The following is a 15100-nucleotide window of genomic DNA, read 5'->3' on the forward strand; positions in this document are numbered from 1 at the left end:
ACGCGGATGTCGGCCGGCACCGGTACGGTGGGCGCCGACATCCGGGAGCGGGGAGCGGACAAGGCGTGGACCGTACCTTCCAGGTGGACCTGCGTGGCGTGGTCGACCTGCTCAGTCATCACCTCTACGGCAGCCCACGGGTCTACGTCCGTGAGCTGATGCAGAACGCGGTGGACGCGATCACCGCGCGCCGGGCCGCCGAGCCGGACGCACCGGCCCTGGTGCGGATCGAGCCGCCCGAGCTGACCGGCGACGGCACCCTGCGGGTGCACGACACCGGCATCGGGCTGACCGAGGCGCAGGTGCACGAGCTGCTGGCCACCATCGGCCGCAGCTCCAAACGGGACGAGCTGGGCTTCTCCCGCCACGAGTTCCTCGGCCAGTTCGGCATCGGGCTGCTCTCGTGTTTCCTCGTGGCCGACGAGATCCGGGTGGTCACCCGCAACGGCGACCATCCCACCGTGCTCTGGACCGGCTACGCCGACGGCCGCTACGCGGTGCGCCTGGCCCCGCCGCAGGAGGCCCGCGCCGAGGTCGGCACCACGGTCACCCTGGTGCCGCGTCAGGACGCCGACCAGTGGTACGCCACCGCCACCGTCACCGAGTTGGCCCGCCTCTACGGCAGCCTGCTGCCGGTGACCGTCCGGGTCGGCAGCGTGGTGACCACCACCGGGGAACCGCCCTGGCCGACCAGCCCGGGGGCGCCCGTGGACCGGGCCGCCCTGATCGCGTACGCCCGCGAGACGCTCGGCGTCGATCCGTTCGACGTGGTGCCGCTGCGGGTGCCGGAGGCCGGGCTGACCGGAGTGGCTTTCATCCTGCCCACGGCGGTGAATCCGGCCGCCCGCGCGGGCCACCGGGTCTACCTCAAGCGGATGCTGCTCACCGAGCACGCCGACGGACTGCTGCCGGACTGGGCCTTCTTCGCGCACTGCGTGGTCGACACCAGCGAGCTGCGGCCCACCGCCAGCCGCGAGGCGCTCTACGAGGACTCGCTGCTCACCAGCACCCGTGAGTCGCTCGGCACGCAGATCCGTGGCTGGCTGGTCCGGCTCGCCAAGCACCAGCCGCACCGGTTGGCCGAGTTCCTCCAGGTGCATCACCTCGGTGTCAAGGCGCTCGCCCTGCACGACGACGAGATGCTCAACCTGGTCGACCAGTGGTGGCCGATGGACACCAACGTCGGCACGCTCACCCTGGCCGAGTTCCGGCAGCGCTACGGCCTGGTCCGGTACGCCGCCAGCCTGGACGAGTTCCGCCAGCTCGCGGCCGTCGCCGCCGCACAGGACCTGGCCGTGGTCAACGGCGGCTACACGTACGACAGCGAGCTGATCGAGCGACTGCCCACCGTGGACCGTACGGTGCTCATCGAACGGCTCGAACCGAGCGACCTGACCACCCGGTTCCACGCCCTCGAACCGCACGTCGAGTTGGCGCTACGGCCGTTCCTCACCGCCGCCGGCCGGGCCCTGGAACGGCTCGGGTGCGAGGTGCTGATCCGCGCCTACGATCCGGCCTCGCTCCCGGCGCTCTACCTGCTCAGCCGCTCGGCCGCGTTCACCGACCAGCTCGCGGCCAGCCGGGACAAGGCCGACGAGCTGTGGGGCGGCGTACTCGACGCGTTGGCCGTCTCCGCCCCGGCGGACCGCCCCCAGCTCGTGCTCAACCACCGCAACCCGCTGGTACGCCGGATCACCGCACTCGGTGACCCGGAGCTGGTCGGGCTCGCCGTCGAGGCGCTCTACGGGCAGGCGTTGCTGCTCGGGCACCACCCCATCCGCGCGGCGGACGCCGCCCTGCTCAACAGTTCCTTCCTCGGCCTGCTGGGTCGGGCCGTCCCTGGACAGGAGTGAGACGTCGTGGCCGACGAGGACCTGTGGCGCATGCTGCACCAGACCAGCGAGATGCCGTACGGCATCGGGCAGGTCGCCGCGCTGGAGCAGTTGCTGCGCCGGGCGGACGCCGCTGACGACCGGCACCTCGCCTTCGCGGTCCGCAGCCAGGGCATCAGCACGTACATCTACGGCGGCGAGCCGGCCAAGTCGTTCGTCGTCTTCGCCTGGTGCCTGGCCGAGTTCGACAAGGACCCGCAGCCCTACCACCAGCGGTACGCCCAGCACCTGCTCTGGCACTTCAAGCACATGGTCAACGGGATGCTGAGCTTCCCCGAGGTGCCGTTGGACCGCACCCACGCGGTGCTCGACGACATGGAGCGGCGCTACCGCGAGGGCGGGCACAGCCTCCAGGCCGTCTACAAGTACCGCTACCGGGTCGCCGACCACCTCGGCGACCGGGAGCAGGCCGAGGAGTGGTACCGCAAGTGGCTGACCACGCCGCGCGACCAGCTCTCCGACTGCGCGGGCTGTGACCCGACCACGCAGGTCAACCACCTGAGCCGCACCGGCCGCCACGACGAGGCCGTGGCGCTCGCCGAGCCGGTGTTGAGCGGACGGCTGAGCTGCACCGAGCAGCCGCAGGGAATCCTCACCGCGTTGCTTCCGGCGTACCTGCACAGCGGGCGGCGCGACGAGGCGCGCAACGCGCACCGGGAGGCGTACCGACGGCACCGGGGCAGCATCGCCGACCTGTGGGACGTCAGCGAGCACATCGAGTTCTGCACGCTGACCGGCAACGACGCGCGGGCGCTGGAGATCGTCGAGCGGCACCTGGACTGGCTGGACCGGGCTCCCTCGCCGGGTGCCGCGATGCACTTCGCCGCGTCGGCCGCCGCCGCGCTGCGCCAGGTGGACGACCAGACACTGACCGTGCACCGCCGTGCCTTCGGGGAGCGGCCTGCCGCCGAGGTGACGCTGGGTGCGCTCGCCGCCGAGCTGACCGAGACGGCGACCGCGCTCGCCGTCCGCTTCGACGCCCGCAACGGCAACAGCAACCAGTCCGAGGGCATCGCCCGGCGACTGGCCGTGACGCCGGTCGGTGACCATCTGCCCCTCTCGGCGAGCCTGCGGCGTCGTGCCGTGTCGCCGGGCCCGCGTCCCGCGCTCGACGGTGTCGACACGTCTGCGGCGGGCTCCGCCCCGGCCGGCGACGCCAAGGTGCCCGCCCCGCGCCGGTCGGCGGAGTTCGTCGTACCGGCCGAGGTCGACACGGAGGAGTTGCTGGATCTGGCCGAGCAGCGGTGGGCCGCCCACGATCGGGCGGGGCTGCGTACGGTGTTGGCCGCGTTCGACGAGCGATTCGGCACCGTGGAGCTGACGCCGCGCCAGCACGCCCGCCGACTGGAGCTGCGCGCCGCCGAGCTGATCGACGTCAACGACGTCGCCGGATCGCTGACCGCCAACCGGGTGGCGATGGCGGCGTACGAGGAGTTGCCCGACCTCACTCGCGCCCAGGTCGTCGCCAGCCGGATCGGTGTGCTGCTCGACGAGGGGGACGGGCCCAGCGAGGAAGGGTTCGCTCTGGTCAGTGCCGCTGCGGAGTTCCTCGACGTGCACGGTGACGACCGGCAGCGGTCCGCCGCCTTCGACCGGCTCGCGGTGGCGCTGGGCAACCGGGAACGCTGGACGGAGGCGCTGGCGGCGTCCGAGCGGGCCGCCGCTGCCACCACGGACCGGTTCCTGAGTGCCCGGATCGCGCTGCATCGGGTGCGCATCCTGGAACACCTCGACGACCAGGAGGAGTTCCTGCCCGGCGTGGAGCGGGCCCGCGTGCTCGCCCGCGAGGCGGGCGCGGACGACATGATCGTCGCCAGCGCGCTGGCGTACGCGGGTGCCGCCGACGATCCGGTCGAGGCGGTCGCCGCCTGCGACGAGGCGATGTCCCATGCCACCGAGCCGTCGTTCCTGGCGGTGCGTGTCGCGCGCGCCCGTGCGCTGGTGGCGGCTCGGCGGGCCGACGATGCGGTGGAGGACTACACCGAGGCGGTGGCGCTCTGCGTCGAGCGGGGCGAGGCCGGTGACGCCTACCTGCGGTGGGAGCTGGCAAACGCGTACCGCCTGGCCGGGCGGCTCGGTGAGGCGGCCGAGGTGGCCGAGGAGGCGGTGGCCGGTCTGGACCGGCTCGGTCACCAGGCGGACGCCGACGCGGCCCGACACCTGCTGGCCGGGATCTACCAGGGGCTCGGCGAGATCGACGCGGCACTGACGCTGCTCTACCGGCTCGCCGAGAACCTCGACGGGCCGGACAATCTCCCGCACCGGGCGCAGGTGTTCGAGGACGCCGGGGACATCCTCTACCAGGCCGACCGGGATGCGGCGGCGGGGCAGAAGTTCGCGGCCGCCGCCTCGGCGTACCAGCTCGCCGGACAACACCTCGACGAACTGCGGGCCCGTCGTCGGGAGGCCTCGGCGTACCTCTGGGCCGCGGAGACGGCCAGTGCGTTGCGCGCGGTCGAGACGACCGACCGGCTCGCCGGTGAGCTGACCGCTGGAGCCGCCGACGAGCCGCCGGTGATCTACGAGGTGTCGCTGGCCGCCGAGACGGCGGCGCGGGTGCTGGCTGCGGACGACCGGGAGGACGAGGCGCTGGACCGGCTGGCCGGGGTCGCGCACCGACTGCGGTCCGTGGAGGCGTTCGGCGAGGCGGCACAGGTGGAGATCCTCACCGGCGAGTTGCTGCTGCGGCAGGGCCGACCGGCCGAGGCGGAGCCGGTGCTGCGCGAGGTCCTGGGCGGTCTGCCGACCGGGTCGAGGCCGACGGCCCAGGCCGCCTGGCTGCTCGCCCGCGCGCTGGACGAGCTGGGTCGCTCGGCGGAGGCGACCGACCTGCGCAAGCAGCACGACCTGGATCACGACCACTGACGACCTGGGGATTCGTGGGCCTTTCCCGGTAATCGGACTGACGGGTAACCAAGGGCCCCCGTCTCTTTCCCGGTGGGTCTACGCTGACCCGGTGACGGTGGAGCAGCAGGCCCGGGGCGGGAGCAGCGGGGCCACGGGGTCGGGGCGGCGCCGGTCCCGCAAGGACGAGATTCTGGAGATCGCGGTGGGGCTGTTCGCCTCCCGCGGCTACCACGGCGTGTCGATGGACGACATCGGCGCCGCCGCCGGGGTGACCGGCCCGGCGCTTTACCACCACTTCGCCGGCAAGGAGGCGATGCTGGTCGCCGCGCTCGTGCCGGTGAGTGAGGGCTTGCTGGAGGGCGGTCGGCAGCGGTCCGCCGCGCATCCCGGCGACCCGCGGGCGGTCCTGGAGTCGCTGATCGACTTCCACGTCGACTTCGCGTTGGCCAACCCGGCCGTCATCGCGTTGCACCTGCACGAGCTGGACCGGTTGCCCGAGGAGCCACGGCGGCGTATCCGGCGACTCCAGCGCCTCTATGTCGAGGAGTGGGTCATCGTGCTGACCGCGCTGCACCCGGGCCTGCCGGCGGGCGAGGCACGGGTGTTGGCGCACGCCGCCTTCGGCCTGATGAACTCCACGCCGTTCCTCGGTGGCGAGGTCGACCGTCGACGTCGGGCCGAACTGCTGCGTGCGGCGACCCTGGCCGCCCTGCTCGCCCCGACCGACCCGCCGGCAGCTTGAGTGTTAGGAAGGGTCCCCTGCTATACCGCAGGCGTTAGCAGGGGACCCTTCCTTACATGCAGGCTGCCGTGGTTGGCTTGCCCGCGTCCCACAAAATGGAACGCGGAGGAAGCATGATCGAGTCGTTGCTGGTCGCCAACCGAGGTGAGATAGCCCGCCGGATCATCCGTACCGCCAAGCGGCTCGGGGTACGCGCGATCGCGGTGCACTCGGAGGCCGACACCGACCTGCCGTTCGTCACCGAAGCCGACCAGGCGATCTGTGTCGGACCGGCCAACCCGGCGCAGAGCTACCGCAACGCCGAAGCGATCCTGGCCGCCGCCGAGTCGACCGGTGCGCAGGCGATCCACCCCGGCTACGGCTTCCTGTCGGAGAACGCCGACTTCGCCCGTGCGGTCGAGGCGGCCGGTCTGATCTGGGTCGGACCCGACGCGGACGCGATCAGCGCGATGGGCGACAAGATCAATGCGCGGAACCTGATGACTGCGGCCGGTGTGCCGGTGGCACCCGGCACCACCGAACCGGCGGCGGACCTGCCGGCGGCGCGCGCCGCGGCGGCCGAGATCGGCTACCCGGTGATGGTGAAGGCCGCCGCGGGCGGTGGCGGCATGGGCATGGGCGTCGCCGTCGACGAGGCCGCGCTGGACAGCGAGTACGACAAGGTGCGCGCGTTCGCCGAGCGGATGTTCGGCGACGGCTCGGTGCTGATCGAGCGCTACTTCCCCCGGGTACGTCATGTCGAGGTGCAGATCCTCGGGCTGGCCGACGGCCGGGTGGTGGCGTTGGGCGAGCGCGAGTGCTCGGTGCAGCGCCGCAACCAGAAGCTGGTCGAGGAGTCGCCGTCACCGGCGGTCTCGCCGGAACTGCGTACCCGCCTGTTGGCGGCGGCGGTCCGGGCCGGTGAGGCGGTCAAGTACCGCAACGCGGGCACGGTGGAGTGTCTGCTCGACCCCACCTCCGAAGAATTCTTCTTCCTGGAGATGAACACCCGGCTTCAGGTGGAGCACCCGGTCACCGAGCTGGTCTACGGCCTGGACCTGGTCGAGGAGCAGCTCCGGGTGGCCGCCGGGTTGACGCCGACCTTCGACCCGGACGCGTTGACGCCGCGCGGGCACGCCATCGAGCTGCGGATCAACGCCGAGGACCCGAAGCGCTTCCTGCCCGGCCCGGGAGTGGTGCAGACCTGGGTGGAGCCGACCGGTGCCGGAGTACGCGTCGACTCCGGCTACGTCGCCGGCAACACCGTGACCCCGTTCTACGACAGCCTGATGGCCAAGCTCGTGGTCGACGCGCCCACCCGTGCCGAGGCGATCGACCGGGCCCGTGCGGCGGTGGCCGGATTCGCGCTGGCCGGTCCCAAGAACAACCTGCCATTCTTCGCCGAGTTGCTGGAGAACCCGGAGTTCGTCTCCGGCGACTACGACACCGGCATCGTCTCCCGGATGCGCTGACCCCGCCAGGTCCCGAGGTGCCCGCCGCGACGCCCGGGGCGGGCACCTCGGGACCGTGGCGATCACCGCCCGACGTGACATGCTTGGGTGGTCAGCGACAGGTGAGTGTCACAGTGAGGTGATGCCGAGATGGCGGAGCTGCCGACGTCCGTGTCGATCCGCGAGGTCGGGCCGCGAGACGGGCTACAGAACGAGGAGCCGATCCCGACCGAGGCCAAGGTACGCCTGCTCGACGCACTCTCCCGCACCGGCGTACGGCGGATCGAGGCGGTGTCGTTCGTGCACCCCCGGGCGATCCCGCAGATGGCCGACGCCGACGAGGTGTGGCAGCGGGCGGCGAAGGTCGACGGGGTCCGCTACTCGGCGCTGGTGCCGAACACCCGAGGCGCGCAGCGCGCCCTGGCCGCCGGCTTCACCGAGATCGAGGTGGTCGTCTCGGCCAGCGACACGCACAACCGCCGCAACGTCAACCGGGGCACCGACGAGTCGTTGGACGACATCGCCGAGCTGATCGACCTGCTGCACCAGGCCGGAGCCACCGCCGAAGTGATCATCGCGACCAGCTTCGGTTGCCCCTACGAGGGGGACGTCGACCCGGCCCGCGTCGCCGCCATCGTCGACCGCGTGGTCCGCGACGGCGCCGACCGCGTCGCGTTCGGCGACACCACCGGCATGGGTACGCCCCGACGGGTCCGTGACCTCGTCACCGCCGTACGCGACCGCGACGCGGACGTGCCGGTGCTGCTGCACTTCCACAACACCCGGGGTACGGCGTTGGCCAACCTGCTGACCGCCCTGGAACTGGGTGTGACGGAGTTCGACGCCAGCGTGGGTGGCCTGGGTGGCTGCCCCTACGCGCCCGGTGCCAGCGGCAACCTGGCCACCGAGGAGGCGGTGCACATGCTGCACGACATGGGCGTCGACACCGGCATCGACCTGGACGCCCTGATCGAGGTGGCCGAGCTGGCCGAGGAACTGACCGGTCGACGCCTGCCCTCCGGGGTGCTGCGCGCCGGTCCGCGTACCCGGCTGACCCCGTCCCCGACCTGACCCGGCTACTGGGACCACCAGGTCGGTTGGCGTGACCACCGGTGCCCGCGCAGGGTCTCCAGCAGCGCCGGGTCGAGCTGCTGCCCGTCGCTGACCGCGAGGTTGCGCTCGACGTGAGTGACCCGGCGCATGCCGGGGATGACGGTGGCGACCCGAGGTTCGGCGAGGATGAACCGCAGCGCCGCCTCCGGCATCGGCATCCCGCTCGGCAGGTCCCCGCGCAACTCCTCGGCCCGCGCGACACTGGCGGCGAGGTTCTCCGGCACGAAGTACGAGTTGCGCCAGTCTCCGTCCGGCCAGGTCGTCTCCGTCGTCAACGTGCCGGTCAGGGTGCCCTCGTCGAACGGCACCCGGGCGATGACCGCCACGTCGTGTTCCGCCGCCGCCGGGAAGAGGTCGTCCTCGGGCGCCTGGTCGAAGATGTTGTAGATCACCTGGACCGCGTCGACCAGCCCGGTGGCCAACGCGCGGACGCCGTTCCAGGACTCCCAGCGGTTGACCGAGATGCCGATGCCGCCGATCAGGCCCTGCTCACGCAACCCGGTGAGGGTCCGCTGCCAGCGCGGGTCGTCCGCCCAGGAGTCCTCCCAGACATGCAACTGCAACAGGTCGATGGCGTCCAGGCCGAGGTTGCCGAGACTCGTGTGGACGTACTCCTCGATGTGCTCGGGCGGGAAGACGTCGTCCAGGGTGGACTCACGGGTCGACGGCCAGCGCATGTCCTTCGGCGGCACCTTGGTGGCGACGTACAGCCGGGTGTCCGGGTTGGCGCGTACCAGCTCGCCCAGCACCCGTTCGCTGTGCCCGCGCCCGTACACCCAGGCGGTGTCGAAGAAGTTGCAGCCCAGGTCCACGGCGCGCTGGAGGGCCGCGACCTTCTCGTCGTCCTCGACGCCGGTCCAACCGTGCAGACCACCGCCGACGCCCCACATGCCGTACGAGACCTCACTGACCTGCCAGCCCAGTCGGCCGAACCTGCGGTAGCGCATGTGTCACCTCTCCGGTGCCCGAGGGGGTTGAGGGGGTGTGTCGTCGCCCCACACGCGTACCGCCTGCTGATGGTCGGAGCCGGGCGACGCGAAGGAACGCACGATCTCGGCGGATACACCGACCGGCGGCCGGACCAGACCGGCCGTCCAGCGCGGTTCGGCGCCCCGGGCGCGCTTGGCGCCGTACGTGCCGGCGCCGAGGTGGACCAGGCCCAGGCCGCGCTCCGCCGCCAGCTCCCGTGGTCGGTACACGCTCAGGTTGAAGTACGAGTAGGGCGCGGCCCCCTCGGCGAACCCGGCGGCGCGGACGTACACCCCGTCGGGCCACAGGTAGTTGAGGCTGAACCCGACCACGGTGTCGCCCGCGTACTCCAGGAGCACGTGGCTGTACGCGTCGAGCGACGGCACCTGCGAGGCGAAGTAGGCGTGCATGTCGGCGTCCGTGTCCGGGCCGCCGTACTTGCGTTGCGTCGCGCCGAGCAGCGGGGCGATCACGTCCACGCAGGCGGAGAGCGGCACCGTCTCGACCCGGTCCACGGCGGCCTCGTACCGGCGGCGTTCCCGCCGCCACTCGCGGCGTCCGGCCGTCGCGGCGGAGCCCTCGCCGACGTGCACCGGCAGCACCGCCTCGGCGGACAGCGGCGCGGCCACCGGCGGCGGACCGTCCGGGCCGACCGCCCGCGTCCAGGCGGCGAGGTACGCCTCGACGTTCGCCACCGGGGTGTAGAGCAGCGCGACGCTGGCCGCGCCGAGCCGCGCCGCCAACGCCTCGACCTCGGTGAAGAGGGCGGTCAGCACGGCGTCGCGCCGGTCGGCGGTGAGATCGTCGGCGATCGCCACCGCACCGTGGTAGCCGGCCCGCGAACCCACCAGCAGCACCGGCAGGAACGCCGCGTGCTCCTCGGGCGACAGCGACCGCCCGAGGTTCTCCTCGGCCATGTGGCTCGGGCTGTAGGCCAGGTTCATCGACGGCACGCTCGCGCCGTGCCACAGGTAGGTGGCCACCGCCGCCAGCGTGGTGCCCGCCGCGTCCTGCACGACGAGGTAGGTGGTGTCGAACGACCTGTCGGTCTCCGACCAGGCCACCCACGGGTAGCCGAGGTAGAAGCCGTCACCGGCGGCGAGACCGTTCCACACGTCCTCGCCGATCTCGGTGACCGAACGTCGGGTGGTGACCGACAGGTCGTCCATCAACTCCCCTGGCTGACGCCGTCGTCGAACAGTTCCAGAGCCACCAGGTCGTCGTAGGTCTCCCGGCGGCGGATCAACGTCACCTGGTCGCCGTGCACCAGCACCTCGGCGGGCCGCTGCTGGCTGTTGTAGTTGCTGGTCATCGTCATGCCGTACGCCCCGGCGGTGAAGATCGCGAAGTGCGCGCCGGGCTCCAGCTCGGGCAGCGAGCGACCCCGCGCCAGGTAGTCGCTGGACTCGCAGATCGGGCCCACCACGTCGTACGAGGTCAGCCCGGCCAGGCCGGAGACGTCCCGGGAGACCGGCGTGGCGTCCGCCGGGGGCTGGACCGGCCACATGAAGTGGTAGCTGTCGTACATCGCCGCCCGGGCCAGGTGCGTCATGCCCGCGTCGAGCACCACGAGCTGCCGCTCACCGGCCTGCTTGAGGTAGCGGACGGTGCTGACCAGCACACCGGCGTTGGCGGCGATCGTCCGACCCGGCTCGAAGATGACCTGACCGCCGAGCCGGGCGAACCCGGTCAGCCGGGGGATGATCGCCTCGGCGAAGTCGTCCCAGCTCGGCGCGGTGCGGTCGACGTACTCGGCGGGGAAACCACCGCCCAGGTTGAGCGTGGTGATGCGGTGCCCGGCCTGTTCGAGCTGGGCCACCAGGGCCAGCAGCCGATCGAGGGCGGTGGCGTACACCTGCGGGTCGAAGATCGGGCTGCCCAGGTGGACGTGGAAGCCCTCGATGCGCAGCGCCTCGTCGGTGGCGGCCTTCGTGAACAGCGCCCCGGCGCGGTCGATGTCCACGCCGAACTTGCCGCCCCGGGTCCCGGTGGTCGTCCGTGCCGGGGTCCGGTCGTCCGGTGCCACGTCCGGGTTGACGCGGATCGCCAGCCGGGGACGCTTGCCCTCCTGGCGGGCGATCCGGGACAGCAGCTCGACCTCGGCCTCGGACTCGACGTTGATGCAGCGGATGTTGCGGACGACCGCCTCGCGCAGCTCCGCCTCCGACTTGCCGACCCCGGCGAGCACGGTGCGCTCCGGGTCTACGCCCGCCAGCATCGCCCGGTGCAGTTCGCCGCCGCTGACCGCGTCGACACCGGCGCCCTCCCGACCGAGCAGGCGGAGCAGGTGCACGTTGCTCAGCGCCTTCGCCGAGAAACAGACCAGCGGGTTGACCGCGTCGAACGCCTTCGCGAAGCGACGGTAGTGGTCGATCAGGGTGCTCGCCGAATAGACGTAGGTGGGTGTGCCGAAACGCTCGGCCACCGAGGTCAGCGGGACCCCTTCACAGTGCAGCGTGCCGTCGCGATAGGTGAACTCGTCCATCTGTTCCTCATTCAGGAGATCAGCGCACAGGATATCCGTCCACTCAACGAAGATCGGCCCCTACCTGTGCTTGTAGAGAGCGTCCTGTTCGAGGGCACGAATGCGCTGGTAATCCTCCTCCAGACGGCTCGGATCGTCGGCGATCAGGTAGAGGTGGCCGGGCGAGGTGAACAGGTCGACGGTCCGGTGCACCGGCGTGTCCGGCAGCAGGTTCAACGCCGACCCGCACAACACCGAGGGAAGCTCGGCCAGGCGGTCGGCGGCGCCGTCGGCGATCAGACCGTCGTACGGGGCCACCAGGCAGACCACCATGAGGGCGCGGTGGCGGCGGTAGCCGGTGCCGAGACGGCGACGGAAGCGCTCGGGAGCGGCGTACCGCTCCACGGTCAGCGAGAGCTGGCTCTCCCCGGTCGCCTGCCTCGGCCCGTCCGGCGTGACGCCCCCTTCGAGGCGAGCACCGGACTCGATCAGCACCGGCCCCCGGTCGTCGACGAAGAGTTCGGTGTGCGCCGGCCCGTCGTGCACGCCGAGCGCGTCCAGGACCCGCTCGACGAAGATCCGCACCCGGTCCTGGATCTCGCCCGCGCCGTCCAGTAGGACCTGCCGGTCGTACACCGGCCGCCCGTCGACGAAGATCCGGTCGTCGCGCCAGATCTCGTGGACGTGGTGCCGGCCGTCGAGGCTCACGCTGTTGACGAAGTACTGCTGGCCGACCAACTGCTCCTGCACCAGCAGCGAGTCGTTGACCTGGGCCATCGCGTTGGCCGAGCCGAGCAGTTTGCCCGCCGCCGACCGGGCCTCGGCGCCGTCCGCGCAGAAGTGCACCCCTTCGGAACCGGCGCTGGCGGCGGGCTTGACCACGACCGGGAGCACCCGCGCCGCGGCCAGCCACTCGTCGAGTTCCTCGATGCTGCGGACCTGGGTGCCCAGCGGCACCCGCAGGCCGGCGCGGGCGGCGGCGGCCATCATCGCCGGCTTCTGCCGCCGGGGCCGGTCGTCGGTCCGGGAGTTGCCCGGCAGCCTCAGCTCGGCGGCGAGGTCGTCGGCCAGGTCGACGCCCCACTCGCAGCCCGGGATCACGTGGCCCGGCCGCAGCGGTACGAGCCGGTCGGCGAGCTGCCGGAGGGCCGCCGGACCCTCGCCGGACGCGGTCAGCACGTCGACGAACTGCTCCCGGCGCAGCCCGGCGGCGTAGCGCTCGTTGATCGTGCCGGTGAGGACGGCGACGCAGCGCCGACCGTGCCGGGCGAACTCGGGTGCCAGGAGCGCGCCGGTGGAGAACGGGTCGACGATCACGATGGTCTCGTCGGTGTCGGCGGTGGTCGTGTCGACGCTGTGGCCGGGGACTCCGTGCGGGGGTGCCGCGACCACCTCGGTCACGAACGACGCCCGGTACGGACGCAGGTCCAGCCCGACGGCGGGACTCAGCACGTCCAGCCGCATCGGCAGCGGGTCCGTCCAGGTGGCCGCCCGGTCGGGCGGTCGGGCGTAGCAGAGACTCAGCACCGGGTCGGCGAGCCGGTCGGTACGCAGCACCAACTCGGCCTCGTCGCAGCCGTCGTCGTCCGGGTCGAGGTGGTGCAGCGGGACCGGTACGAACCCGAGGCGACTCTTGAAGCTGAACAGCCCCGCCTGCGCGATGTGGCCGTACAGGGTCGGGTCGGTGCCGAGCGAGATCCACGGGAGTCCGCGCCGGGCGCTCTCCTCGAACGCGGCCACGTAGAGCGCGCGGCTGATCATCCCTCGTCGGGCCTGTGGCCGGGCGGCCGAGAAGGCCACCCGCAGCGCCTCGGGCGTGACCCGGCACATCACCGCGCCGACCAGTTCACCGGCGGACCGGGCGGTGACGAGTACGAAGTCGGCGAGCCCGGCCTCGGTGGCGGCGACCGCGTGTGCGGCGGGCAGGCCGTACGGCATGGCGGCGATCTGCGCGTCGTAGACGTCGAGGAACTCGTCGAACAGGACCGGGTCGATCCGGTCGTGCACCTCGACGTCGAGCCCCGCCGACTCGACGTACCGCAGCGCGTGGCGGACGTTCTGCCGTTCCGCCTTCGGCAGGGCGGCCAGGAAGTCCGCCGTCCGCTCCGGCGTACGCCGTCCCCAGGTCACCCAGCGTGGCTTGAGTCGGAAACCTGACGCCGTCAGATCCGCCCACCGGTCCCGGGCCGGATCGGTGACGATCACCAGGTCGACGTCGTCGACACCGACCCAGGCCCGGTCGAGCGCCTCCTCGGTGGACATCTCCCACCTGCGGACGCCGTAGTAGTCGCTCCCCCCGAAACCGGACACGCGTCCCCCCTCGCTGCTGCTGCGGATCCCGGCCCGGTGGTGCCCGGCGACTGGTGACTCAGCCGGTCACGATGCGCTGCCGACACTGACCGGGGCATCGACGCGACTCAGCGTATCCCGCACCCACAAGACGGTCGCGAGCGCGACGAGCGCGGCCACCGGGGACAGCAGACGCGCCTCGGCGGGGCCGAACCAGCCCAGGACCGCGCCGGCCAGCAGGGTGCCCGCCGCACTGCCGACCGCCATCATCGTCGCGGCCAGAGCGAACGACTCGTTGATCACCGTCTTGGGCACCAGTTGGCCGAGCAGCCCGAACTCCTCGGCGCTGAGCGCCGCCAACGGCAGGCCGGCGAGGAAGAGGCAGACCGCGAGCACCGGGATCGAGGTGGCGAAGACCAGCGGGATCATGCAGGCCAGCGCCACCGCCAGCAGCACCAGGTAGCGGTTCACCGCTCGGCGGGTGTGCTGTCGCGCCCCCCAGACCAGCCCGCCGAGGACGCTCGCGGCCGGTGGCAGCGACAGCAGCGCCACCCCGGTCGCGGCCGTGCTGCCGTGCGCCGACACGGTGGCCGGCACCGCGACCTCCAGGACGGCGAAGGCGGCTGCGGCGGCACCGGCGGCGACCAGGATCGCCACCACGCCCGGGATCCGCCACGGCCGCCGGGTGCGCCCGGGACCGTCGCCGGTCGTCGCCTCGGCCTCCGCCGCCTCGCCCGGCTTGCGCAGCGTGGCGACGGCCGGGGCGCTGCCGTAGAGCAGCGAGCCGACCACCAGCATGCCGCCGGCCAGCAGAGTGGTGGCCAACGCGCTGAAGACGCTGGTGAACAGGCCGGTCGCCGCCGGCCCGATCACGAAGAACACCTCGATCAGCACCGCTTCCAGGGCGTTGGCGGTGTTCAGCTTCGGCCCGGGCGGCAGGATCAGCGCCCAGGCCGCCCGGACGGTCGAGCCGACCGGCGCCATGGTGAGCGCCACCGGCACCACGGACGAGATCAGCATCCAGCCGGGCCCCTGGTTCGCGGCGACGAACCCGACCAGTGCCACCGCGTGCAGCATGGCCAGCACCGGCAGCACCCGACGCAGCCCGTGGCGGTCGATCAGTCGCCCGTGCACCGGCCAGGCGACCGCCAGGCCGCCGGAGAAGAGGGCGAGCGCGGTCGCACCGGCCGAGTAGGACCCGGTCTTCTCACTGACGTGCAGGAAGATCGCGAGTGGTTCGATCGCCACCGGCAGTCGGGCGAGCATCGCGGGCAGCATCACCCGGGGTACGCCGGGGGTACGCCAGAGTTCGACGTACCGCCCGACGGCGTCAACCAGCGACACGGGCGTCCAA

General features: G+C 72.2%; 10 protein-coding genes. 5 read left to right on the forward strand and 5 right to left on the reverse strand.

The window, feature by feature from the left end; translation table 11 throughout:
• The first annotated feature begins 65 nt into the window (after nucleotides 1-65).
• The 5 genes from ACIBMZ_RS21475 (at nucleotide 66) to ACIBMZ_RS21495 (ending at nucleotide 7982) form a co-directional block, all read left to right on the forward strand.
• The gene (locus ACIBMZ_RS21475; protein ID WP_396696407.1) at nucleotides 66-1853 is read left to right on the forward strand and encodes an HSP90 family protein; all 1788 of its coding nucleotides are present in this window, start codon (nucleotides 66-68) and stop codon (nucleotides 1851-1853) included.
• 6 nt (nucleotides 1854-1859) lie between these two features.
• A complete protein-coding gene (locus ACIBMZ_RS21480; RefSeq protein WP_396696409.1) occupies nucleotides 1860-4757 on the forward strand; it encodes a hypothetical protein in 2898 nt (965 codons plus the stop codon).
• A gap of 91 nt (nucleotides 4758-4848) precedes the next feature.
• Nucleotides 4849-5481: a TetR/AcrR family transcriptional regulator gene (locus tag ACIBMZ_RS21485; RefSeq protein ID WP_396696411.1), complete on the forward strand. Its 633-nt coding sequence runs from the start codon at nucleotides 4849-4851 to the stop codon at nucleotides 5479-5481.
• A gap of 113 nt (nucleotides 5482-5594) precedes the next feature.
• Nucleotides 5595-6932 (forward strand): acetyl/propionyl/methylcrotonyl-CoA carboxylase subunit alpha, encoded by a 1338-nt coding sequence (locus ACIBMZ_RS21490; protein ID WP_396696413.1) that lies wholly within the window; start codon nucleotides 5595-5597, stop codon nucleotides 6930-6932.
• 129 nt (nucleotides 6933-7061) lie between these two features.
• Nucleotides 7062-7982 carry a hydroxymethylglutaryl-CoA lyase gene (locus ACIBMZ_RS21495; protein ID WP_396696415.1) on the forward strand — a complete coding sequence of 307 codons (921 nt, stop codon included), beginning with the start codon at nucleotides 7062-7064 and terminating at the stop codon, nucleotides 7980-7982.
• Nucleotides 7983-7987: 5 nt separating this feature from the next.
• On the opposite strand, the gene ACIBMZ_RS21500 is transcribed toward ACIBMZ_RS21495, so the two are convergent.
• The 5 genes from ACIBMZ_RS21500 to ACIBMZ_RS21520 all read right to left on the reverse strand — a co-directional run bounded on the left by ACIBMZ_RS21500 (nucleotide 7988) and on the right by ACIBMZ_RS21520 (nucleotide 15090).
• Nucleotides 7988-8971 (reverse strand): aldo/keto reductase, encoded by a 984-nt coding sequence (locus ACIBMZ_RS21500; RefSeq protein WP_396696417.1) that lies wholly within the window; start codon nucleotides 8969-8971, stop codon nucleotides 7988-7990.
• Between the two features lie 3 nt (nucleotides 8972-8974).
• Nucleotides 8975-10162, reverse strand: coding sequence for a GNAT family N-acetyltransferase (locus ACIBMZ_RS21505; RefSeq protein ID WP_396696419.1), 1188 nt, complete (start codon nucleotides 10160-10162; stop codon nucleotides 8975-8977).
• Nucleotides 10162-11478, reverse strand: a complete 1317-nt coding sequence (gene lysA, locus ACIBMZ_RS21510) for a diaminopimelate decarboxylase (RefSeq protein ID WP_396696421.1) — start codon at nucleotides 11476-11478, stop codon at nucleotides 10162-10164. Before lysA ends, ACIBMZ_RS21505 begins: the two co-directional genes overlap by 1 nt.
• Before the next feature lie 60 nt (nucleotides 11479-11538).
• Nucleotides 11539-13767 (reverse strand): GNAT family N-acetyltransferase, encoded by a 2229-nt coding sequence (locus ACIBMZ_RS21515; RefSeq protein WP_396696423.1) that lies wholly within the window; start codon nucleotides 13765-13767, stop codon nucleotides 11539-11541.
• Nucleotides 13768-13833: 66 nt separating this feature from the next.
• Nucleotides 13834-15090 (reverse strand): MFS transporter, encoded by a 1257-nt coding sequence (locus ACIBMZ_RS21520; protein WP_396696425.1) that lies wholly within the window; start codon nucleotides 15088-15090, stop codon nucleotides 13834-13836.
• Nucleotides 15091-15100 lie beyond the last annotated feature (10 nt).

It is taken from the genome of Micromonospora sp. NPDC049900 (assembly GCF_044461025.1).
GTDB lineage: Bacteria > Actinomycetota > Actinomycetes > Mycobacteriales > Micromonosporaceae > Micromonospora.